General features: G+C 38.5%; 25 protein-coding genes. 8 read left to right on the forward strand and 17 right to left on the reverse strand.

What is annotated here, in order from left to right; genetic code table 11:
- Nucleotides 1-28: 28 nt before the first annotated feature.
- From parC to ACIQXH_RS07400, 3 genes are all read right to left on the reverse strand, one after another.
- The gene (gene parC, locus ACIQXH_RS07390) at nucleotides 29-2,473 is read right to left on the reverse strand and encodes a DNA topoisomerase IV subunit A (protein WP_402872678.1); all 2,445 of its coding nucleotides are present in this window, start codon (nucleotides 2,471-2,473) and stop codon (nucleotides 29-31) included.
- Nucleotides 2,463-4,448: a DNA topoisomerase IV subunit B gene (gene parE, locus ACIQXH_RS07395; protein ID WP_402872675.1), complete on the reverse strand. Its 1,986-nt coding sequence runs from the start codon at nucleotides 4,446-4,448 to the stop codon at nucleotides 2,463-2,465. Before parE ends, parC begins: the two co-directional genes overlap by 11 nt.
- A gap of 403 nt (nucleotides 4,449-4,851) precedes the next feature.
- The gene (locus tag ACIQXH_RS07400; protein WP_402873203.1) at nucleotides 4,852-5,235 is read right to left on the reverse strand and encodes a CoA-binding protein; all 384 of its coding nucleotides are present in this window, start codon (nucleotides 5,233-5,235) and stop codon (nucleotides 4,852-4,854) included.
- Nucleotides 5,236-5,703: 468 nt separating this feature from the next.
- Between ACIQXH_RS07400 and plsY the strand changes: the two genes are divergently transcribed.
- Nucleotides 5,704-6,291, forward strand: a complete 588-nt coding sequence (gene plsY / locus ACIQXH_RS07405; protein WP_402989500.1) for a glycerol-3-phosphate 1-O-acyltransferase PlsY — start codon at nucleotides 5,704-5,706, stop codon at nucleotides 6,289-6,291.
- An 84-nt stretch (nucleotides 6,292-6,375) separates the two neighbouring features.
- Nucleotides 6,376-6,519 carry a YycC family protein gene (locus tag ACIQXH_RS07410; RefSeq protein WP_402872669.1) on the forward strand — a complete coding sequence of 48 codons (144 nt, stop codon included), beginning with the start codon at nucleotides 6,376-6,378 and terminating at the stop codon, nucleotides 6,517-6,519.
- Nucleotides 6,520-6,775: 256 nt separating this feature from the next.
- Here ACIQXH_RS07410 and ACIQXH_RS07415 read toward each other — a convergent pair whose 3' ends face one another.
- Entirely contained in the window at nucleotides 6,776-7,261 is a 486-nt protein-coding gene (locus ACIQXH_RS07415) for an NUDIX hydrolase (RefSeq protein ID WP_402959123.1), read from the reverse strand.
- Between the two features lie 92 nt (nucleotides 7,262-7,353).
- Between ACIQXH_RS07415 and ACIQXH_RS07420 the strand changes: the two genes are divergently transcribed.
- A complete protein-coding gene (locus ACIQXH_RS07420; protein ID WP_402872660.1) occupies nucleotides 7,354-7,650 on the forward strand; it encodes a HesB/YadR/YfhF family protein in 297 nt (98 codons plus the stop codon).
- 48 nt (nucleotides 7,651-7,698) lie between these two features.
- On the opposite strand, the gene ACIQXH_RS07425 is transcribed toward ACIQXH_RS07420, so the two are convergent.
- The 6 genes from ACIQXH_RS07425 to acnA form a co-directional block, all read right to left on the reverse strand.
- The gene (locus tag ACIQXH_RS07425) at nucleotides 7,699-7,992 is read right to left on the reverse strand and encodes a hypothetical protein (RefSeq protein WP_403123257.1); all 294 of its coding nucleotides are present in this window, start codon (nucleotides 7,990-7,992) and stop codon (nucleotides 7,699-7,701) included.
- Nucleotides 7,993-8,017: 25 nt separating this feature from the next.
- Nucleotides 8,018-8,434: an acyl-CoA thioesterase gene (locus ACIQXH_RS07430; protein ID WP_402872658.1), complete on the reverse strand. Its 417-nt coding sequence runs from the start codon at nucleotides 8,432-8,434 to the stop codon at nucleotides 8,018-8,020.
- A gap of 169 nt (nucleotides 8,435-8,603) precedes the next feature.
- Nucleotides 8,604-8,747, reverse strand: coding sequence for an acid-soluble spore protein N (locus ACIQXH_RS07435; protein WP_402872655.1), 144 nt, complete (start codon nucleotides 8,745-8,747; stop codon nucleotides 8,604-8,606).
- Between the two features lie 163 nt (nucleotides 8,748-8,910).
- Nucleotides 8,911-9,039: an FbpB family small basic protein gene (locus ACIQXH_RS07440; protein ID WP_402872652.1), complete on the reverse strand. Its 129-nt coding sequence runs from the start codon at nucleotides 9,037-9,039 to the stop codon at nucleotides 8,911-8,913.
- A 265-nt stretch (nucleotides 9,040-9,304) separates the two neighbouring features.
- On the reverse strand, nucleotides 9,305-9,838 hold the full coding sequence (locus tag ACIQXH_RS07445) for a TlpA disulfide reductase family protein (protein WP_402872649.1): 534 nt from the start codon (nucleotides 9,836-9,838) through the stop codon (nucleotides 9,305-9,307).
- Between the two features lie 209 nt (nucleotides 9,839-10,047).
- Nucleotides 10,048-12,759 carry an aconitate hydratase AcnA gene (acnA, locus tag ACIQXH_RS07450; RefSeq protein WP_402959126.1) on the reverse strand — a complete coding sequence of 904 codons (2,712 nt, stop codon included), beginning with the start codon at nucleotides 12,757-12,759 and terminating at the stop codon, nucleotides 10,048-10,050.
- A gap of 384 nt (nucleotides 12,760-13,143) precedes the next feature.
- Between acnA and sspO the strand changes: the two genes are divergently transcribed.
- Nucleotides 13,144-13,296 carry a small acid-soluble spore protein O gene (gene sspO / locus ACIQXH_RS07455; protein WP_402872644.1) on the forward strand — a complete coding sequence of 51 codons (153 nt, stop codon included), beginning with the start codon at nucleotides 13,144-13,146 and terminating at the stop codon, nucleotides 13,294-13,296.
- 105 nt (nucleotides 13,297-13,401) lie between these two features.
- On the opposite strand, the gene ACIQXH_RS07460 is transcribed toward sspO, so the two are convergent.
- Nucleotides 13,402-13,665, reverse strand: coding sequence for a hypothetical protein (locus tag ACIQXH_RS07460; protein ID WP_402872642.1), 264 nt, complete (start codon nucleotides 13,663-13,665; stop codon nucleotides 13,402-13,404).
- 114 nt (nucleotides 13,666-13,779) lie between these two features.
- On the opposite strand from ACIQXH_RS07460, the gene ACIQXH_RS07465 reads away from it, so the two are divergent.
- Nucleotides 13,780-13,917, forward strand: coding sequence for a small acid-soluble spore protein P (locus ACIQXH_RS07465; protein WP_402959128.1), 138 nt, complete (start codon nucleotides 13,780-13,782; stop codon nucleotides 13,915-13,917).
- 61 nt (nucleotides 13,918-13,978) lie between these two features.
- Here ACIQXH_RS07465 and ACIQXH_RS07470 read toward each other — a convergent pair whose 3' ends face one another.
- From ACIQXH_RS07470 to ACIQXH_RS07480, 3 genes are all read right to left on the reverse strand, one after another.
- A complete protein-coding gene (locus ACIQXH_RS07470; RefSeq protein ID WP_402959130.1) occupies nucleotides 13,979-14,719 on the reverse strand; it encodes a hypothetical protein in 741 nt (246 codons plus the stop codon).
- A 213-nt stretch (nucleotides 14,720-14,932) separates the two neighbouring features.
- The gene (locus ACIQXH_RS07475; protein WP_402959132.1) at nucleotides 14,933-15,991 is read right to left on the reverse strand and encodes an acyl-CoA dehydrogenase family protein; all 1,059 of its coding nucleotides are present in this window, start codon (nucleotides 15,989-15,991) and stop codon (nucleotides 14,933-14,935) included.
- Nucleotides 15,992-16,272: 281 nt separating this feature from the next.
- Nucleotides 16,273-16,809: a DUF4242 domain-containing protein gene (locus ACIQXH_RS07480; protein ID WP_402872634.1), complete on the reverse strand. Its 537-nt coding sequence runs from the start codon at nucleotides 16,807-16,809 to the stop codon at nucleotides 16,273-16,275.
- A gap of 134 nt (nucleotides 16,810-16,943) precedes the next feature.
- Here ACIQXH_RS07480 and ACIQXH_RS07485 point away from each other — a divergent pair, with 134 nt between their 5' ends.
- A complete protein-coding gene (locus ACIQXH_RS07485) occupies nucleotides 16,944-17,384 on the forward strand; it encodes a winged helix-turn-helix transcriptional regulator (RefSeq protein ID WP_402872632.1) in 441 nt (146 codons plus the stop codon).
- A 227-nt stretch (nucleotides 17,385-17,611) separates the two neighbouring features.
- Here ACIQXH_RS07485 and ACIQXH_RS07490 read toward each other — a convergent pair whose 3' ends face one another.
- Complete coding sequence (locus ACIQXH_RS07490; protein WP_402872630.1) at nucleotides 17,612-18,421, reverse strand: helix-turn-helix domain-containing protein; 810 nt, start codon at nucleotides 18,419-18,421, stop codon at nucleotides 17,612-17,614.
- Nucleotides 18,422-18,598: 177 nt separating this feature from the next.
- Here ACIQXH_RS07490 and ACIQXH_RS07495 point away from each other — a divergent pair, with 177 nt between their 5' ends.
- Both ACIQXH_RS07495 and ACIQXH_RS07500 read left to right on the forward strand, forming a co-directional pair.
- Nucleotides 18,599-20,557: a primary-amine oxidase gene (locus ACIQXH_RS07495; RefSeq protein WP_402959134.1), complete on the forward strand. Its 1,959-nt coding sequence runs from the start codon at nucleotides 18,599-18,601 to the stop codon at nucleotides 20,555-20,557.
- A 168-nt stretch (nucleotides 20,558-20,725) separates the two neighbouring features.
- Nucleotides 20,726-21,148 carry a hypothetical protein gene (locus ACIQXH_RS07500; protein WP_402959136.1) on the forward strand — a complete coding sequence of 141 codons (423 nt, stop codon included), beginning with the start codon at nucleotides 20,726-20,728 and terminating at the stop codon, nucleotides 21,146-21,148.
- Nucleotides 21,149-21,229: 81 nt separating this feature from the next.
- On the opposite strand, the gene ACIQXH_RS07505 is transcribed toward ACIQXH_RS07500, so the two are convergent.
- Together ACIQXH_RS07505 and ACIQXH_RS07510 are read right to left on the reverse strand one after the other, a co-directional pair.
- The gene (locus ACIQXH_RS07505) at nucleotides 21,230-21,994 is read right to left on the reverse strand and encodes an ABC transporter permease (RefSeq protein WP_402873195.1); all 765 of its coding nucleotides are present in this window, start codon (nucleotides 21,992-21,994) and stop codon (nucleotides 21,230-21,232) included.
- Nucleotides 21,995-22,002: 8 nt separating this feature from the next.
- Nucleotides 22,003-22,926: an ABC transporter substrate-binding protein gene (locus ACIQXH_RS07510; protein ID WP_402959206.1), complete on the reverse strand. Its 924-nt coding sequence runs from the start codon at nucleotides 22,924-22,926 to the stop codon at nucleotides 22,003-22,005.
- Nucleotides 22,927-22,972: the final 46 nt, after the last annotated feature.

Consider the following 22,972-nt stretch of genomic DNA (forward strand, 5'->3'; position numbering starts at 1 on the left):
AGCATCCCTACTATAAAATGAATGGATGTTACGAATCTTTTACAGATTCATCTTCTAATGAAATTTTCCATAATTCTTTTGCTTTTCCGCTTTCCGTTTCGTCAAAAATAAAGGAACCATTTGTGTAGCGATCATGATTTTTCAATGATGATGCATGAACGGTTTCAATTTTGCCTTTTTCAGAAAGAATGAACAAACTATCGGTTTTATTGACTGTATCAAATCCAATGACACGATGAGGATTTGATTTAAGTTCCCTTAATACGACAACCCCACGTTTAGCACGGCTTGTTTTTTCGAACTCCGTCAATTTCATTTTCTTGATGGCCCCGCGTTGTGTGACGATCAAAATGGATTCCTTACTATCCTTGGCTAATATCTTACCGCCAATGACATAATCATCTTCTTTCAAATTGATTCCCTTCACACCAGCAGCACGGATGCCTACAACACTCACTTCTTCTTCATCAAACCATAAGCCATAACCATTGTGGGTGACTATGAATAGATCAGCCTTGCCATCGGTGTGGTGAACATCAATCAATTCATCATCACCCTTTAAATTGATGCCTACTAGGGTTTTGGAATGACGCTGTGCTTTATAGGAAGCTAGTTCGGTCTTTTTGACCATGCCATTTTTCGTTATGAACACTAAAAACTCCGGCTGATTGAAATCTTTTATTGGAATGGCCTTAATGATTTGCTCATCCCGATCTATTGGGATGATATTCGCGATATGTTGGCCCGTTTCTTTCCAACGAATATCTGGAAGCTGATGGACTGGACAATATAGGAAATTACCTTTGGAAGTGAACAACAACAGTACGTCCGTCGTATTCATTTCCAGTTTCTGAAGCATGCGGTCTGAATCCTTCATGCCAAAATCAAGCCCGCCGGATGCCGAATAAGATCGTAGCGATGTACGCTTGACATAGCCCTCTTTCGTTACAGTGACCATAACGTCCTCACTTGCTATCAAGACTTCAAGATTGATCTTGATTTCTTCAATCTCATTCTCGATTTTCGAACGTCGGCCGTCATCAAACCCTTTTTTAATAAATCGTAATTCTTTTTTAATGACTTGAAGTAGAACCTTCTCACTACCAAGTATTTTAGTCAATTCCTCAATCTTACTGTTTAACTCCGCTGCTTCAGCTTTTAGAGCTGTAATGTCCGTGTTGGTCAAACGGTAGAGCTGTAAAGATACAATGGCTTCGGACTGAGCTTCGGTAAAGGTAAACTTGGCAATCAGGTTATCTTTAGCATCTCTTTTATCCTTAGAACCTCGGATGACAGCGATGACTTCATCTAAAATGGATAGAGCCTTTATTAAGCCGTCTACAATATGTGCCCTATCGTGTGCTTTTTGAAGTTCAAAACGAGATCGGTTAATTATAACCTCTTTACGATGGTCAATATATGCATCAAGCATTTTAGGCAGGCTCATCAATGTCGGCCGTTTTTTATAAATCGCCACCATATTAAAATTATAAGAAACCTGGAGATCGGAATTTTTATATAAATAATGCAAGACACCATTTGCATCTGCTTCTTTTCTCAATTCAATTACGATTCGAAGTCCCGTACGGTCGGTTTCATCACGAACCTCCGCAATTCCTTCAACTTTACGATCAAGCCGGAACTCATCTATTTTCTTTACAAGATTCGCTTTATTGACTTCATAAGGGATTTCCGTAACGACAATTTGTTGCTTTCCTCCACGTATCGTTTCCACATCAGCCAAGCCACGGACGATGATTTTACCTTTGCCGGTTTCATAGGCTTTACGAATGCCTTCGATTCCCTGAATGATACCGCCTGTTGGGAAATCGGGACCTTTGATAACTGTCATCAAATCCGCGACTGTCGCTTTCGGGTTATCGATCCTCATAATGGCTGCATCAATGACTTCGCCTAATTGATGTGGAGGAATCTCCGTTGCATAACCAGCAGATATACCTGTCGAACCGTTTACGAGCAGGTTCGGGAACATTGCCGGTAATACGATAGGTTCTTCGGATGTATCGTCAAAATTGGAGACAAAATCAACAGTCCGCTTGTCTATATCACGTAACATCTCGGAGGCAATGGCTGAAAGCCTTGCTTCCGTATAACGCATTGCAGCTGGTGGGTCACCATCGATACTACCGTTGTTTCCATGCATCTGAACCATGACCTTCCGCAACTTCCAATCCTGACTCATCCGTACCATGGCCTCATAAACTGAGGAATCACCGTGTGGGTGATAGTTACCAATAACATTACCGACCGTTTTGGCAGATTTTCTAAACCCTTTTTCCTGGGTATTCCCTTCTACAAACATGGCATATAAAATCCGGCGCTGAACCGGTTTTAATCCATCTCTTGCATCTGGTAATGCACGATCCTGAATAATATATTTACTATAACGCCCGAAGCGATCTCCAATAACCTCTTCTAGCGGTAAATCACGAAATGACTCTTCAAATACCATCGTTATTGACCTCCTCTTCAATCGACATATTTTCATTATCTAAAATATTCGATTCCTCTTCGAGACCAAAAGCAACATTGGCTTCAATCCATTTACGGCGCGGCTCTACTTTGTCACCCATTAACGTTGTTACACGTCTTTCAGCACGTGCCCCGTCATCGATTTTGACGCGAATCAATGTTCTTGTTTCCGGATTCATGGTCGTATCCCATAGCTGATCGGCATTCATCTCACCAAGACCCTTATAGCGCTGGATCATATAGCCTCTGCCTATTTTATCAATTGCACCCTGAAGTTCATCATCGCTCCAGGCATATTCTATAATCTCTTTCTTTCCCGTGCCTTTACTCACTTTATATAATGGCGGCAAGGCGATAAATACCTTTCCTGCCTCTATTAATGGCTTCATATAACGATAAAAGAATGTAAGCAGTAATACTTGAATATGTGCTCCATCCGTATCGGCATCAGTCATGATGATGACTTTATCATAATTGGTATCAGGGGTATTGAATTCCGCCCCCACTCCTGCACCTATGGCATGAATAATCGTGTTTATTTCTTCATTTTTGAAAATATCGGCAAGCTTAGCCTTTTCGGTATTGATGACTTTACCCCTTAGCGGTAGCACCGCTTGAAAACGTCGATCCCGACCTTGCTTGGCAGATCCTCCTGCAGAGTCCCCTTCAACAAGATATAATTCATTTCGCTCGGGATTTTTCGATTGGGCTGGCGTCAATTTCCCCGAAAGATTACCATCGGATTTTTTCCGTTTCTTTCCGCTTCTAGCATCTTCCCGAGCTTTTCGGGCCGCTTCACGAGCTTGGAAAGCTTTGATGGACTTTTTCACTAATAGTGTGGTAGTCGTCGGATCTTCTTCAAAAAAGTATGCTAAATGCTCTGAAACGATTGAATCGACAGCAGACCGCGCTTCACTGGTACCCAGCTTGCTTTTAGTCTGACCTTCAAATTGCAGGAGCTCTTCCGGAATGCGGACAGAAATAATCGAAGATAATCCTTCTCGTATATCCGATCCTTCAAGATTTTTATCTTTTTCCTTTAATAACCCCATCTTTCTGGCGTAATCATTAAATGAACGTGTCATCGCTGTCTTAGCCCCAATTTCATGGGTCCCGCCATCTTTCGTGCGGACATTATTGACAAAGCTTAGGATGTTTTCTGAATATCCATCATTGAATTGAAAAGCCAGATCCACCTCAATTCCATTCTGTTCCCCTTCTAAACTGACAACATTATGGAGCGTCTCTTTTTCCTCATTTAAATATTCTACAAAAGCTTCTATCCCAGTTTCATAATGGAATATTTCATGCTCGTTTTTCCGTTCATCTATCAACTCTATTTTCATGCCCTTTAAAAGAAAAGCAGACTCACGAAGTCTTTCAGAGAGCGTATCATAATTAAATGTGGTAACCGAAAATATTTTAGGATCCGGCTTAAAATGAATTCTTGTTCCGGATTGATTGGTTTTGCCGATTTTCTCCAAGGTGGTTTCCGGCTTACCCCCGTTGAAGAAACGTTGTTCATAAATGAACCCGTCTCTTTTAATCGTCACGACAAGCCATTCAGACAATGCATTGACAACTGATGCACCAACCCCGTGCAGACCGCCACTTGTTTTATATCCACCTTGTCCGAACTTACCTCCGGCATGAAGAATCGTCAAAATGACTTCAGGTGTAGGTTTCCCCGTTTTATGCATACCTGTAGGCATCCCCCGACCCTTATCCGTTACACTTACACTATTATCTTTATGTATTTTCACACTAATGTGGTCTCCATAACCGGCCAAAACCTCATCTACGGAGTTATCCACAATCTCATACACTAAATGATGAAGTCCACGTGCATCCGTACTGCCGATATACATACCGGGACGTTTTCTGACCGCTTCGAGTCCTTCCAGTACCTGAATTGCATCATCATTGTACTCGATTGTCTTTACTTTCTTTGCCACAGAAATTCCCCTTTCCTTACTAAACACAATTTCCGGGCCAAATCATACTGCAATGAAATGACTCTTAACCTTAAACCAAATAATTTATATGTTCGTTATCTTTACATAAAGTATAATGGTTTCGAACAAAAAGAACAAGTGTTCTATTTTTTTCGTCCCTTTATTAAACGTTAATATTCTTGATCGGAATTTATCATGTTCGTTTTATTGTAAAATCTATCTGATCCACCGTTCTAATTGTAGCCGTAAATTTTCATTTGGCAAATAGCGTTTTACTATTTCTCTTAAATTTTATATGTAGTTTAATTGCGATAACTATGTTTCGTTTTCAATTCAAGCTATGTTTTTCAAAAAATTTAATTCCCCACTTATAAAAAAAGAGCGGAAAAATCCGCTCTTTACTTTATTTTGTAAGAGCGTGTTCAACTTTTATACATCGATTCATAATAACAGTATAGCCTTTTTCTTTTAGAAAATTATATGCCTCTTCGTTTTCAACCCCTAGTTGTGCCCAAAAGATATCCGCATCAATTTCTGCGAATTCTTTTGCAATCTCCGGTAGGTATTCAGAGCGGCGAAAAACATTGACGATATCGACATGTCCAACAATATCTTTTAGTGATGCAACCGCCTTAACCCCCATCACTTCGGATACGGCAGGATTGACCGGAATGATTTCATATCCATTATCCTGCATAGCTTTTGAAACCATATATGAAGTTCGATCAGGATTATTCGATAGTCCTACCACAGCAATCCGTTTCGATTTTTTTAACATCTTGCCCATTTCTTCCCTACTAGGATTTTCAATCACTTTTATCAGTCCCCTTTAATATAAAATACAATACTAACGAATAGTTTTGCCTCATTAAGAATATTTTACAAAGAAAAGCAGTTTAATACCATTATTAAGAAAACCATTATACAAAAATTCATTCTTACCGAACAGATATTTCGTCTATTAATTTCATTTCAGACATAAAGGAATGGTTATCCCGATACTTGGATGGAAGTACACGTTACATTTCTTATATTAACGATAAACCCTTCTTATAAACCATTCAAATCATAGAATTCGAAGATATATCTAAAAAATTCATAAGGATTTTTCCAGACAGCCATGCCATTTTATCATGAAAATGTTACAATAAGATAAACTTATCAGGTATTTGAGGCTGATTTGGTCCTTCTATCACTTTCAGCCTGTTCATGCACGATAAAATATGAATATTCTTCTTTAAGAAAGGGTTATCGAATGCTTACAATCATCATTATTCTGGCTGCCTACTTAATCGGATCGATTCCATCAGGTTTGATAATCGGAAAAACCTTTTACAACATTGATATTCGGGAGCATGGCAGTAAAAACTTAGGTGGCACGAACACCTTCAGAACGCTTGGTGTCAAGGCTGGGCTGACCGTAACGATCATGGACATACTTAAAGGTACATTAGCCACGCTCCTCCCATTCTTCCTAGGTGCGGATATGCCTGAATTACTAGCTGGAATTTGTGCAGTAATCGGTCATATGTTCCCCATCTTTGCGAATTTCCGGGGTGGAAAAGCAGTTGCAACATCAGCTGGTGTCATACTGGCTTATGAACCTTTATTTTTCCTTTTTGCCGTTCTCATATTTTTTATATCCTTATACATAACCAAATATGTATCACTATCATCAATGATTGCTTGCCTACTGGCCCTCATATACAGCCTAGTATTCCATTTCGGCGACTGGGCTCTTATCATCGTGATCGGTATACTGACCGTTTTCATTTTTTACCGTCATCGTGCCAATATTAAACGAATTATCGATAAGACGGAACCGAAAGTGAAATGGCTATAATTCAGCAAGAGAAAAAGCCCATTAGATGGGCTTTTCATCACTTTTTCACCATTAAATATTGAATAGAAGATTAGGAGAGAAACCGTGAAACCTTTACAAATCTCATCAGATACCGCAATAAAGCTATCTGAGACACTTAACCTACCTTTAGAGCAAATTATGCATATGCCTACACCCATCTTGTTAAAGAAACTAGCCGAGGCCGAAGAAAAAGAAAACAAAAAATAGCATGATCCGCAGTTACGATTTAGGCATGCTTTCTTTTTGCATGGAAAGCATGCCATCTTTCTCAATATCCATTACATAATTCGATTCCGAAAAATACATCCCTATAAAAACACCGTTTTTTCATCTCTCACTTCTCCGTACCCTTAACTCCCATGTGTGATGTTAGGAATTCTTCATTACCCCTACTTTTATATTCATCTACATATGTACAGGAAAATTCATTTTAGTGCATGATTCATAAATAAAAAATGCTCTTTTATTTAGTAAGTAGTAGCGGATAATTATCAGGTAAGGATTTTTTTTCAAAGGAAAGTAGTCGTTCATTTTCATATGTCAAAGCAAATTCGTATAAAGACTGCTCAAATAAAGTTTCATTTAAATAATGTTTAATATTCGACACAGCTTCATCAGTCTCCATGACCCACTCGTAGGGCTTCCAGGCAAGTTCACCTTCATCACAAGCAATGAGTTCTCCACCTGTGTCTTCGGCCCGATAAACGTACATTCCACTCGTCTCGTTCCATGTTACGATACCACGGAAACACAGATTGTTCACTTTCAGCCCTGTTTCTTCGATTATTTCTCGAGCCATCGAGTCATTGACGGTCTCTCCTTCCTCGATTTTTCCACCAACGCCATTCCATTTATGTTTATTAGGTTCATTATTACGCAAAAGCATAAGAATTTCGACCCTGCCTGATCTTACTCGGGTAATAAAACAAATCGTATAGGGTATATTCATTCTTGATTTTCCTCCACAACATACTTTATTCGCATCTTTACTGCATTTATCTTATAATGAACATGTTCAATTAAAGGGAGGAGGTTCACTTTTTGAAACTACAAATTTCCGACCGGGCTGCCAAATGGTATATCGATGAGTTAGAATTGCCTGAAGGGGCTTATCTGCGCTTTCATGCACGATACGGAGGGGTAAGTACTGTCCAAAGCGGATTTTCATTGGGCATCATTCAGGAAGAACCTGAAGCCATAGCAGCTTCAGATACAATGAGATCAATCACCTTTTATGTAGAAGAAAAAGATACATGGTTTTTCGATGGACATGATTTATTAATCACTTTCAATGAGAAATCTGCTGAACCTGAATTCGTATACAAAAAAGGAGCTTGACCATGCAGCAGGGAACCCTGCTGCTGTCAGTTTCCCTTGTTTCGCCTTTTACTTGACTAATCTTTCTTTGATATCCTCAGCTTTAAGAATGTCTCTTTGCCGATCCCCCAACAGGTCAAAATGGGAATAACCATCCTTCCTGTGATGAATCCATTCTTTTCTCAAACCATATTTCTCTCCCCACTCCGCTAAACGATTCATGTCCTTACATCCGACTTTGGTCACTGTCTTGCAACCAGGAAAACGATCATCAAGCCAATAGTGAGTTAAAAACGCAATTTTTCCTTGGTCGATTTGACGTTTCCAGTTAATAACGTCGACCCGCTTAATCCCGAACGCCATACTGTTCACCTCGGTTATGTAAATATCACTTTTTATTTTTTTCATAGGCTTCATGCCACGCTGGAAATAGCCTTCTGATGGACACAGGTTTAAAGTTTTCCTTTTTTACGCAAACATGCACAGATTGGCCGGTTGCCGCCACTTTATTATCCTGGTTCATGATTTCATATCCATAAACGACACGGAGCCCATCATATTCTTCAATCCATGTCTTGATCAGCACTTTTTCACCGTAACGTACAGGTATTTTGTAAGTAGCCTGTATATCCATCACGGGGGAAAGGATGTTCTCCGCTTCCATATCTGCATAACGGAAACCTAAATCATTAATTAATTTCGTCCTGCCAAGTTCCATCCATACAAAGTAATTAGCATGATACACGACTCCCATTTGGTCCGTTTCAGCATACCGAACCTCTATTTCATTTTCTGCTATCCACATTTTGTTTCCCCACTTCCTTTTCAATCGTACTGTCATCATCTTATCATAATTGCAGAATACCTTTAAAGAATAGCGTCTCCGTTCTTATTCGGTTATGTTATTGAAATAGAAAAGGTAGAGAAAGAATAACTCCCTTCTCCACCTAGCCTTTAAAGACATGAATTCTTACTTACTCACCTTTAGTTTGAATGACTTGGGCATGCTTTCCTGAAGTATCTTGCATTTGCTTTCCTTTATTTCCTCCACCTGTTCTCGGTTGTGTACCCAGATGGCTCGGTCTAAAGTGTTGTGAATCTTTTTTTGGGTTACTCATTATAAATCGCCTCCTATTTTTAGGATGGTTTTAAAAATGAAATTCATGAGTTCCAGTTTTTGAGTGGTTTTCCGAGAATTCAAATGTTTTTACCACTGCATGTAAAAAAGAGCCAACAATGAAATATTCATCGCTAGCCCTTCTTTTTCATACCCTTATGCTATTATTCAGCCTTTTGCATATGTTTTTGTTCAAGTCGTTCTTCAAGCCTCTCCATCAGCTTTGTATCCATTAACAATTCCTTTTTATTTTCATTAATCAGTTCTTCAAAAGATCGTTTTCTTTTCTTCATATTTTCACCTTCTTACTATATAGTGTATATTCCATCTTTTCCAAATTAACGTAAAATTATGACTATACAGACAGTCTGATATAAAGTCTGAATAATCAGTCATTTTAGTTCGTACCAAACTCATTTCACGCGTCTTCTATACTTTAACCCAAATTGGCGGAGTGTAATCTATTTTTTGTAATGTTTTTTGATTTTTCTAAAAACTTGTGACAAATTAGACACATTTTTTAAATCCTACTAAATAAACGGAATCTTATTGATTCCGTCATTTCATACTATTGATGTTTTGTTCCATTTCATTAAATTGCATCGCTTTAACCATTTTATTTCGAATAATGCCCTCACTGTCAATAAAGTATGTTGTAGGTATGGCCATAACCTTATATTGATCGTTTACCGGTTGTTTAGCGCTTTGACTGTCCAATGGAATGGTAAATGTTATCCCATTATCATCAATAAATGCCTGCACATCATTTTCTGGATCAATGTTAACAGCCAATATAACGACATCTTCCCCAGCCTGCTTTGAGTATTTCTCCATATCTGGCATTTCTTTTTTACAAGGAGGACACCAAGTTGCCCAGAAATTCAACATCACTTTTTTTCCTTTATAGTCAGATAAATTCACCTGTTTCCCATTCAAAGTTTCTAAGGTGAAATCAGGTGCTTTGGCACCAATTTTCAGCCCCCCCATCGAATTTCCTTCTTCATTTTTATCAGGTTTATCATCCATTGCTTGAACGATTGCCACCGCTATCAGCGATAGTAAGACAACCGAGGCAATAATTTTCTTTAACATGACCCCGTCCCCCTAATTCCGTTACAATAAAAATATTCATTCGCCAAAAGAAATAGTACATATTCCATATCTGTCAGCCTCTTACATCATCTTACCAATAAAATCATGCTCAGAAAAGGTAAAATCGAAGTCCCTTGTTATATTTCATAACTTTGACACAAAAAAAACGACAAACCTGACAGGCAGGTTTGTCGTCTTCTAAAAGTTAATTAACCTTTAAGTTTGTTACGTAATACCATTTGAAGGATACCACCGTGACGGTAGTAGTCGATTTCGATTTCAGAATCGAAACGAACCAATACATCAAATTCTTTTACGTTGCCAGCTTCATCAGTAGCTGTAACAGTTACCATATCGCGAGGTTTAACTGTTTCGTCGATCTTAACAGCAATCGCTTCTTTACCAGTTAAGCCAAGAGTCTCAGCGTTTTCTCCTTCTTTGAATTGAAGAGGAAGAACACCCATCAATGCAAGGTTAGAACGGTGAATACGCTCGAAGCTTTCAGCGATAACTGTTTTAATGCCTAGAAGGTTCGTACCTTTTGCAGCCCAGTCACGAGAACTTCCCATACCGTAATCTTTACCAGCAATGACAGCAAGACCTGTTCCATCAGCTTTGTATTTCATACATGCATCATAGATAGCCATTACATCGCCTGTAGGCCAGTAAGTAGTGTAACCACCTTCTGTACCTGGAGCAACTTGGTTACGGATACGGATGTTGGCGAATGTTCCACGCATCATCGCTTCGTGGTTACCACGACGAGAACCATAAGAGTTAAAGTCACGTGGTTTCACTCCGTTTTCACGTAAGTAGATACCAGCTGGAGTATCTTTACCGATTGCACCTGCAGGAGAGATATGGTCAGTTGTAACTGAATCACCGAATTTACCAACTACGCGCAATCCAGTAAGTGGGTTAACTGAACCTGGTTCAGGTGATAATCCTTCAAAGAATGGAGGATTTTGAATATATGTTGATTTAGAATCGAAAGCATAGATAGCTTCATTGCTTGTTTCGATATCATTCCAACGTTTGTTATCGTTGAATACAGTTTCGTATTCTTTACGGAATAATTCCGGTGTAACTGTTGATTTAACAGCTGCATTAACTTCTTCTTGTGATGGCCAGATATCAGCAAGGTAAACATCGTTACCGTCTTTGTCTTTACCAAGAGAATCATTGTTAAGATCGAAGTCCACAGTACCAGCAAGTGCATAGGCAACAACCAATGTTGGAGAAGCAAGGTAGTTTGCTTTCACTAATGGGTGAATACGACCTTCGAAGTTACGGTTACCAGAAAGTACAGATGTTACAAGAAGATCTGCTTCAGCAACTGCTGCTTCGATTTCGTCTGCTAATGGACCTGAGTTACCGATACATGTTGTACATCCGTAACCAACGATGTTGAATCCTAATTGATCCAAGTATGGTTGAAGACCTGCATCACGAAGGTAACCAGTAACAACTTTAGAACCTGGTGCTAATGATGTTTTAACATAATCAGGAACAGTCAAGCCTTTTTCAACCGCTTTTTTAGCAATAAGACCTGCTCCAAGCATTACGTATGGGTTAGAAGTATTTGTACAGCTTGTGATTGCAGCAATAGCGATCGCACCTGTTTTCATAGTAGTTTCTTTGCCATCAGCAAATTTAACTGTTACTTCTTTATCCAATTCAGCATCAGTCATGCCAAAACCTTGGTTACCCATAGGTGCATTGATTGCTTCAAGGAAAGATTTTTTCATTTGAGAAAGTGGAATTAAATCTTGTGGACGTTTAGGTCCTGCAAGGTTTGGCTCAATAGCTGAAAGGTCGATTTCCACAACATCATTGTATGCTGGGTCTTCGTTTTCAGGAGTATAGAACAATCCATTTTCTTTGCAGTATGTTTCAACCACTTTAATTTGTTTTTCATCACGGCCAGTTAAGCGCATGTAATCGATTGCTTCAGCATCAACCGGGAAGAACCCAACTGTAGCACCGTATTCTGGTGCCATGTTAGCGATTGTTGCACGGTCAGCAAGTGGAAGGTATCCAACTCCTGGGCCGTAGAACTCAACGAATTTACCAACTACGCCGTGTGCACGAAGAACTTGAGTAACTTTCAATGCAAGGTCAGTAGCAGTTGTTCCGTTAGGAAGTTGACCAGTAAGTTTTACTCCAACTACTTTTGGAACTGGGAAGTATGAAGGTTGTCCAAGCATACCTGCTTCAGCTTCAATACCACCGACACCCCATCCAAGAACACCGATACCGTTAATCATTGTAGTATGTGAATCTGTACCGAATACAGAGTCAGGGAATACTTCAAAGTCTCCGTTTGGTGTTTCAACAGCATGGACTACGTTCGCAAGGAACTCAAGGTTTACTTGGTGAACGATACCAGTTGCTGGTGGAACAGCACGGTAGTTGTTGAATGATTTTTGAGCCCAGCTTAGGAACTGGTAACGCTCTGCATTACGTTCAAATTCAAGATCCATATTGGCATCAAGAGAATCAGAAGTTCCTGCTTTATCAACTTGTACTGAGTGGTCAATTACAAGGTCAACCGGAATTTCCGGGTTAATTTTATCAGGATCTCCACCAAGTGCAGCGAATGCATTACGTAGAGAAGCTAGATCTACGACTACTGGTACACCAGTGAAATCTTGTAGGATAACGCGTGAAGGCTTGAATGGAACATCTATATCTTGTTGCTCGCTTGTTCCCCATTTAGCAAGGTTTGCAACATGTTCTTTTGTAATAACTCTTCCGTCTACTTGGCGAAGTACCGCTTCAAGTAGGACTTTAATGGAATATGGTAGGCGTGATACTTTGCCGTCCCCTGCTTTTTCAATAGCATCTAAGCTGTAGTAGTTGTAGCGTTGTCCTTCAACTTCAAAAGACTTACGCGCTTGATATACGTCATTCTTTGTCATGAATATTACCCCCTATTAAACTGTCAGAACAATTCTGCACATAAAAGTAAAACCTGGTCATTAAAACCATGTTTACAATGGATATAAGTAAAAAAGTTAGTTTGATGAAATTTATCTCTCTTCTCCCACCCTAACTCTTCCTTCTACCTAATAGTAATATAGAATTCAGCATAAGTAAATAACAAGAAAGTTATTGTTTTTGATAAGTTTAGCTTATGTGAAATCCCTTACTTCTTATTAAGATGCCCATAGCACGCCCATTAAAGGCTTCATTATAATTAGCTTTTCGCAAAAACAAGCTGATAAATTATTCCAACAAAACATATTTGAAGTTAATACATAATCATCGTTCCTTATGACACTCTATGAAATGGAGGTGATCTAATGGCAAAGCAAAAAGCAAATCATGTAATACCGGGAATGAACGCAGCAAAAGCACAAGGCAATGGCGTGGGCTACAATGATGAATTAGGTAATGAACCACCCTTAACCGAGGTACAAAGGCAAAACAATAAAAAGCGCAAGAAGAATCAATAAATAAGAAGGAATCCATAAAAGAGGCTTTTTGAAGGTGCTAATCTTCAAAAAGCCCATTTTATTAGGTAAACGCACATCTAAATCTGGGCCTATAGGATTCCTTTTTCAATAGTCATCTGAATTGACTTCGTTCACGATTTCCTGGATATCCTGTTCATACTGCTTCAATTGTTCACGCTGGTGTTCAGATGCGTTGACTAAAGCAGATTGAATTTGCTGATAAGCTTCATTCACTTCCTGTTTCACATGTTTCAGTTCCGTTCCATAATTCGGTGCCGTCTTTTCAATCGAAGAATAGGCATCATTTACTTGTTTGTAGCTTTGCTGGGCTTCTTGAAAAGATCTCCGCTTATCTTGTTTGTCCTGCATCAAATTCAGCTCCTCAATAAGTTTTCATCTTTAGGATGTACGATGCTTTTATAAATATGCTTGTGAATAACTTTCAACGAACTGATTATCTTAATAAGTAGGAGGGGATATCATATGAGTAAAAATGATGGAAAAGGCATGCAAAAGAATCAAGGAAAAAAATCAGGTCAGCCTGAACCTCTAAGTGGTTCTCACAAAGTGAAAAACAGACAGCACTCTCGACAAAAACATAACAGTAGTCACGATATGTAAACACCCGTTTTAAGAAAAAACGGTGCAGCCACTAGCTGGACTGCACCGTTTTTTTGTTTGTTTACTTCACCTTTATTTTATATGCTCCGCTCCCATATTGAATCAGAACATGATAACTCCCCTTTGGTAAAGACAAGCTGAATGAACTAGTACTAGGTTTTCTAACATGATAGTCGGTGTGTACCGTTTTATAGACCTTCCCCTTCGCATTCACTATCAAGATATCTCTTTGTTCTTTGGGTGTATTGTTATAAGTGATTGACACTTTCCTTTTATTCTTCACGGTGAACTTCAAATAATCTTTATCCGTAAATTCTTGTAGGGCACCATAATAGTTTTTACCTGTTTTTATCGTGTTTGCTGTTTTTACTGTATTGTTACTTTCCCTTTCATAATACTCGCTTGCTTTGAACTTAGCTTGCACCTTGTAAGGCTTATCTTTATTTCCGGAGATGACAATATAGTATGTACCCTTCTTTAATCCGATTTCGTTGGTTTCGGTACCATTGGTTGTTTTTGTGTAATAGTCATCAAGTCGGCTGCCCTCGCTGTCCAAGACTTCAACATACCAACTTCTACTTTTATACGTTTTAACAAAAACTTTCAAATTTCCATTTTTCTTGAGTTTGACTTTGAAAACCTGTTCATAATTAGTAACAGATAGCTGTCCCGTATAGTTTTTGTCAAGGCTTATCGTCTTCGCTTTTTTCAAATCCGTCGCTGCTAAAGCAGGTTGCAAACTCGTTAGCGATAGCACAAGGACGGCTAACGCACAAAATATACTTTTCCAATACTTTTTCAATGAAACCTCCCCCTTTTCTGGAATAAATTAGATAATATTCCCAAAATTAAAATAACCCATTTTCCCATTTACCACACTAATCTTCTTGTACTATTTTAGTTCTGATCCTTTATCTTTTTAAAAAATACCGGGCCTTTATACCCATTTAAGATGTAATAGAGTTGTTTTCTTCACTAAAAACCCCCATGAGTAGAAAATCTCATGAGGGTTAGGTTATACAGTAAGGACTTTTTCCAAATGTTTAACTGTCGGTGTCAAGTTTGCAAAGAAATATGCTTCCCTAAGTTTCCTCGATGGTGCGCTGTCTTTCAGATAACCGGCACTCCCATTATGAAGCATATTTGTTTGAACAGCCTTAAGGGTTAGGTAAGCGGTTTTAAGACGAATATCTGCAACCTCTTTCCAGTCAAGTGAATCATTATTGAATAAGGTTAAAATCTTTTCCTGTATGTGTCGCTCTTCTTCTTGCAGTTCATTTGATTGGGTTCTCAAGAATTGATTACAGCCATTCTGCTTTTGACATACCTTTTCAATCGCCATGATAGATGATTGGGTGACGCCCAGGCCGAGAGGAATTTGATAGGCAATAAATGCCGGACGAATTTTTTCCACGAACAAATCGGCATTTTCAGACAATACCCATTCTTTAGGTATAAATACATCATTAAAGGAACATGCATATGTAGAACTCCCATTAATCCCCAGGTAATCTACCTTTTCTTTTAGCTTTAGGCCGTCTAATTTACAAGGAACCACGGCCATCATTCGTTCATTTTCGCTAACACCTGCGATTAATCCAAACCAATGGTTCTCTCCAAGATTGGAAACGGACGCCAATACACCATTAACAATATAGCCACCTTCAGTCGGTTTCGCGCTCAAATTCAGTTTTTCTAGCCCCGCGTAATACTTCATTGGATTGGATAAACCTGTTGCCCCTAGGACTTCACCGTTTTCAAAAGCTGATAATAACCTAGTTTTCATTTCTACATTATCGGTTTTTCGGATATAGGTTAAGGCAGCCAAATGACACCAGAGACAAAACGCTGTTGTCATGCATACTTTAGCTGTTTCTTTAACTACATACATTTCATCTAATAAAATTTCTTTTTCCGTTTTATTAGTAGAAGAAAACAGACCGGCCTCACCGAGCTTTTTCAAAAATCCTTCAGCATAAAAAGCCTCAGCATCTATTTTCTTTACGAATGGTCTTAACTCCTTTTCAATTAATTGTTCGATCATAGGTTTTTTATCCACTACGCATGATTCCATGACCACAACTCCCCTATTTTCATTCCGCCTTTGTATAAAACCTTAAAAGTAATGACTTTAATGATGGTTCTTTTATGTATAGGATCGGACGACTATATTAACCTGTATTTTTTAAATGCTTTGGAAAAACACTTATTCATATTAGTTTAGTCGGTTTAAGGTTATTTTATTATACTGTATATAAAATTGCAACCATCTAATCAAAATTTTCAGATTATAATTCCAAGTAAAAAAGGACACCCAAACTTAAAGTTTAGGCGTCCCTCGTTTCTCAAATAAAATTATTTAGTTTCTGTATGAATTTCGGTAATGGAAGTAATGGGTGTTTGTACTGCTTCACGAGCACGCTTAATTGCAGCTTCATCAGGTGCATCATAGAAGCAAAGACATTTAGTCATATCTTCACACACATACGTTCTTGAGAATGCCACTTCAGGCACCTCTTGATAATGTACGGAATTCTTTTTCTTTCTTGCCAAGTATTGATCCATCGTAAGATTTTCCGGGATATTCCATTCAACTAAATAATTGACGACTTCATTGTTTTTCTTCACATCTTCTAATTCCTTACCAACTAGGCGAACTTCTTTCACAAGTTCCACAGGAATACTTGAACCTTTTAATGTCTCAGTTGCAGCATTTTGGTCTTCCCCTTCAATAATGAAGAATGAACGGGAGAAATCTTTCGATAGTTGAAGCTCCACTAATGAAGCGTTGCTCTCCTTTAAATCCGCTTGAAGTTTTGACACCTTTTGATCCAGTTCTTCTTTACTTGACACGATATCTTTCAATGATGATTCAATTAAAAATAGTCCCATGATAAAACCCTCGCTTTGTATTTTTTAAGTGGAAATCTTTATAAGGTTATTTTATTATACTTAGTTAAAAAAAGCAACTTTGTTGTTTTTTAACTAACTATGGTAAAATCAAATCAAACATTGGAGGGATACTTATGAAAACTAGGTACGATTTGCCTTGTAATATCGCACAGTCACTTAATATCATCGGTGATCGATGGACCTTATTGGTAGTACATGAAATACTAAACGGGCATACCATGTTTAACGAAATAAAAAAAGCGCTAAATGGAATTTCTTCCAATCTTTTATCAGAACGGTTGAAGTACTTAGAAAAGGAAGGTCTCGTTACAGCAGAACTTTATACGGACCACCCTCCTCGTTACCGTTATACATTGACTAAAAGTGGCGAAGAGTTAGAAGATGTCTTCAATTCACTTATCATTTGGGGAAGCCACCATCTGCAAAAATGCTATAAACAACTAATCGACCCTGTAACAGGCGACGAAGTGAGCATAGGCTATTATTCTAAAAAAACGGGAGAACTAGTTCAGGACATAAAAGTTGTTCCAGTAGAGAAAGAATTTCAAAGGTAAGCACCTATCCATCACCATAAAAAAGAGAACGTCCTAACACCTGAAAAGTATCAGGACGTTCTCTTTTTATCTTCCCCAAATAGCCAATCTCTCGTTGGCTTAATCCAACCTTTATTTTCCCGCTATACATTCAATTTATCTTTCTTCTACAACACTTAAGTGCTGTATAACACGCTAGACTTCATTTACATAAAAAAAGAATAATAGAACACTTTGAAAGAACCACTTTAAGAAATAACTTCTTTTAGTAGCTTTCTATATTCGAAAGGCGTCATTTGGGTGAATTTTTTAAATTTCTTATAGAAATGAGAAGTATCATAGGAACCGCTTTCGACAATATGCGTTTCTAGATTAAATGTGCCACTATAGATTTCTTGAAGCGTGTATTGGAAATTCAACAGTTCCAAAAAAAGTTTTGGTGGTATCCCGACCTCATTTTGAAAAAGCGTACGCAAATAACGCTCAGAGTACCCTGTATGCGCTTCAAAATCCTTGACGTGTATATTACCTTTCGAACGTATGCTAATGTCCATGCAACATTTCACAATAGCACTATTAGGTGAATGGGAAGTACAGTTACTTAGAAGAAATGATTCGAGTGTGTGTAGTTTTTCCTTTAATGTAGAAATTTCTAGGAGTTGATTATAAAGTACGGAAAAGGAAGGGGCAACCTCAAATAAGGCTAACTGAATATACTGGTTGATTTCTTTCATAGATAATACAAAAGAAAACAATGTCTGGAGTGGAAGTGAACGAATGCCAAAGTATGTCGTGTTTGTTTTAAAGCTATAGGCCTGCCTTATTTTGGGACTTGGAATCAAGAAACAATCGCCCTGATCCCCCTCCATATTAAAGATAATATCGACACACCCATCAGGTATTCCGGGTAATAAAACGGTTGGTTCTACATTTGATGACACTTTAAATTGGTATACATATGCAACAGAACTTTTTAAAAATAATGTAGGTTCGAGCAAGTTGATATGTTGTAATCTTTGATTCCACTCAGGTTGAATAGGCTTAAATACTGTATCCATAGGTTATACCCCTCTAGAAATATATTTTTAAGGAAATTTTATATTCATGTCAAAAATACTGACTATTTTCTTTGGGATTTTCAATCTACTATTAGATACTATTAGTTCCGTTTTTTACATTGTAAACTAAATATTCTGACTATAGAATAAATTTATATACGAAAGGAGATGTTACATGTGGATATTTTAAAAGAAAAAACTTTAAAGGTAAATCACCCGTTAGCACCACTTACCGTTGAAGAGATTCAAAAAGCTGTGAGCATAGTGAAAATCGAGAAGAATTTAAGCGAAAAGGTGCGCTTCCCAACAGTAACATTACATGAGCCTTTAAAAGAAGTAGTATTAAATTACACTGATGGAGATGACTTCGAACGAGAAGTTTTTATAGTATTACTAGATAACGAATTAAAGACAACGTTTGAAGTCGTTGTCTCATTAAATACATCGTCCATTGTTCGATTTGAAGAAATCCCAGGTGTACAGCCGGGAATAATGCTTGATGAGTTCTTAGAATGCGAGAATTTGGTTAAGGCAGACCCTGACTTTAAAGTAGCTTTATCTAAACGGGGAATTGATAACCCAGATTTAATCATGGTAGACCCATGGTCGGCAGGATACTTTAATATTCCTGAAAATGAGGGTAAACGGATCGCTCGTGCTATCTGTTGGCAGAAAAAATTCGCGGATGATAATGGGTACGCTTATCCATTAACAGGAATTGTCGCGTACGTTGATTTGAATAAAATGGAAGTTGATCGTATCGAAGACTACGGTGTACGTGAGATACCTACTGTTGATGCTAACTATTATCCTGAAACAAGTGATTCAATAGAGTTTAGAACGGACCTGAAGCCACTAGAGATCATTCAGCCAGAAGGTGCAAGTTTTACGGTAGAAGGAAATTTAATCAAATGGCAAAAATGGAGTTTCCGATACGGGTTTACCCCTCGCGAAGGACTTGTGCTTTACACTGTGAATTACAATGATAAAGGAAAGGACCGGCCCATCCTATATCGCGGAGCATTGTCTGAAATGGTCGTTCCTTATGGAGATGCATCCTTTGCACATAACACACAAAATGCTTTTGATGCCGGAGAATATGGAATGGGTCAATTAGCTAATTCGCTTGAGCTAGGTTGTGATTGTTTAGGACACATTCATTATTTCGACGCGGTATTAACGGATGGGGCTGGCAGTCCTCGTACGATTAAAAATGCAATTTGCCTACACGAAGAAGATTATGGAATCGGATGGAAACATACAGACTGGCGTACTGACCATGTAGAGGTACGTCGCTCACGGCGCTTAGTCATTTCATTCTTCTGTACAGTAGGAAATTATGATTATGGTTTCTATTGGAGCTTCTATCAAGATGGTACGATTGAGGTTGAAGTTAAGCTAACAGGTATATTAAATACCGGTACATTTAACGAAACCGGGCAATCAAAATACGGTACGGAAATTGCCCCTGGCTTAAACGCTGTACATCATCAACATTTCTTTAACTTCCGGTTGGATACATTGCTCGATGGTGTGAAAAATTCAGTGGTGGAAACCGAAACACTTGCTGAACCAGAAGGTCCGAACAATCCATATTCAAATGCATTTTATCCAGTATCACGTACATTCCAACATGAAAAAGAAGCTGTACGTATTTTAGATATGCCAACCCAGCGTACATGGAAAATCATCAATAAAAACTCAAAGAATGTCGTTAATCAGCCGGTTGGTTATAAAATTATGGCTGGTGAGAACTGCCTTCCATTTGCGCATGAAAGCGCAAGCGTCATCAAGCGCGCAGGATTTATCAAAAATCATTTACATGTAACACAATTTAACCGTAATGAATTGTATGCAACAGGAAATTACCCCAATCAACATAAAGGTGGAGACGGGCTTCCCAAATATATTCAAGCAAATCGATCGATCGATAATGAGGATATCGTTGTATGGTATACAATGGGACATCATCATATTACACGTCCGGAAGACTGGCCGGTTATGCCTACTGCCTATATAAATTTCCAATTGAAACCTGTTGGCTTCTTTGATCGTAACCCCGCGCTTGATGTACCGCGTGCCGCAAAACAAAATTCATGTTCCGTCAAGAATACTTCTTCAACCTGTTCACATTAAGAAACCATTATTTCACTTCTTACACAAACTGAATGGAGGAAGTTTATGATAGGACTAGTCAGTCTTAGTATTGTTGTAATTTTAACGGTGTTAACTGGCTTCACCTTTCGACAACATTATAAACAAAATCATATGGCTAGTTGTTTAGCTATGTTTGTGACAATGACCATGAGTACAATTATCGGAATTTTAGTAGCTATATGGATTCCAGACATGGTGCTATCCACCATAATCGCTATGATAGGAAGCTTGGTTTTAGTTATAGCATTAACCTATAAGTTGCCTGTAAAAATATTCATCGAAAGCCTAGGGGCACTATTTATGGGAGCGATGATGGGAGCAATGCTTAGCTTTATGACAACAAATTATCTAGAACTAAGTATTGTATTTTTTACAACAATCTATATTGCGAGCGTAATCATGGCAATCGGGCTATGGAATAAAGAAGAATACCCCATTTTCAGGAAAGCCATTCCTTCCACAATTATTGTGACCGTGTCGTTGGCTGTATTAATACTAGGCGTATCCACAGTAGCTACAACTTTAGGTACGTATGACGAAAAGGAAAAGATTGAGCAGCACCATCACTAAGAATATCATAGACGAAAAAACTGAAAGAAAGGCTTAGCACTGGGCTAGCGTTTCTTTCAGTTTTTGAACTATAATCACTGTTTAATTTGAAAAGCTTCCCCAGTGCTTGCCTACCCAGAGCTCAAACAAACCAATCAATCGATCCAATAGAAAGCCGCAAATACCGATGAAGACAATTCCAGCCAATACATAATCAAGATTTAATGTATTCCTTGCATCCACGATTAAATAACCAAGACCTGATTGGGCACCTACCATTTCACCTGCAACCAAGAAAATCCAGGCCGTACCAAGCGCAAGGTGAAGACCACTCACGACGGAAGGAAAAGCCGCTGGAAAAATAATCTTCATCATTAATTGCAGCTTCTTGATTTCTAGGTTTTCCGCGATTTTCAAATAAGAACGATCAATTTTCTTGACCCCCGCTACAGTCGTTAATAGTACAGGATAAAACGCTGCTATGAAAATGATCGCAATTGCTGGCATGTTTCCGATGCCAAACCATAGGACGATAAATGGGGACCAGGCTACCGGTGAAACCGGCCTCAGCACTTGTACGATGGGATCCACTATATTCCAGAGACGAGGAGATCTACCTAGGAACATTCCTAAAAGAACCGCTGGAATGACCGCCAATAAATAACCTGCAATAAACCTCCCGAGGCTCACTTTTAGGTGGACAAATAACGTTCCATTAACTATGAGAGCAACGATCGCTTTACCAACACTTAAAGGTGTAGGTAAGAGGGCTTCTTCATACCCCCCTATCCAAATGATCAATTGCCATAGTAGAACTAATACAACCATTCCGATAAAAAAATTCATTAGTTTTTTTAATAGTTCCATCATCATAATCACATCGCTTTATCAATATATGTATTGTCCACGAATTCTTCAAAAGATGGCGGGTTTTCAAATAAATCCATCTCGATCACTGAATTGCGGAGCTTATTGTATTCATCTTTTTCAATGCGTAATCCATCAAATGATATCCATTCAAGTGATAAGTCGAGTACTTCTTTCTCTACCTTCATATATTGATCAAATGAATTAAATAAATCTTTATCTTTATGTTCTGCCTGTTCACTGGTTTTTACGTATTGTGTCACCAGTGATTGGGTGGCGGTTTGGTTGGATTGAATAAAGTCATTCCTCAAAACAAGTACACAACAATACGAATTAGGCCATATTTCATCCGATTGGTGTAGCACTTTCCCTTTATCAAGTTGAACGGCCATCGCTCCAAACGGCTCGGCTACTGCATAACCCGAAATTCGATTTTCGGACAGTGCTGCCGGCATCTCAGCAGGAGGCATCTCGACAACGTCCACATCCTCATAGTTCAATCCTTCTTTTTTAAGCATTTTATTCAACAAAATATTCTGAGTCGAGTATTTATGAGGAATCGCAAATGTTTTACCTATTAAATCTTTTGTACTTTCAATCTCCTTCGATGAAATGATAACATTCCCATCTTTATGACCGAGTGCAACAGCTTTTAAATCAATACCTTTCACTTTCGCCTTCATAGCTAGCTCCACTAAAACAGAGGCACCTTCCACCCGACCCGTATTTAAGGCATCCATTAAATCGGGCCAGGAGCTGAACTTAACAAGCTCGATATTGTACTCTGCAAACTCCCCACCATACAGGTGGTTATCCATATAGAGAACACCAGCATGAGTAATGGGAAGATAGCCAATTTTAATAGTTGGTTTACCTTCTGGTTGCTGTGTAGGCTGTGCACATGAAGTCGTAAACAGCAAAATGAAAGCCATTAGTATCGAAGCACCCCACCTTTTCTTGCTCAAAACCCCACTCCCT

Origin of the sequence: Peribacillus sp. NPDC097225 (assembly GCF_044761955.1) — a bacterium.
GTDB lineage: Bacteria > Bacillota > Bacilli > Bacillales > DSM-1321 > Peribacillus.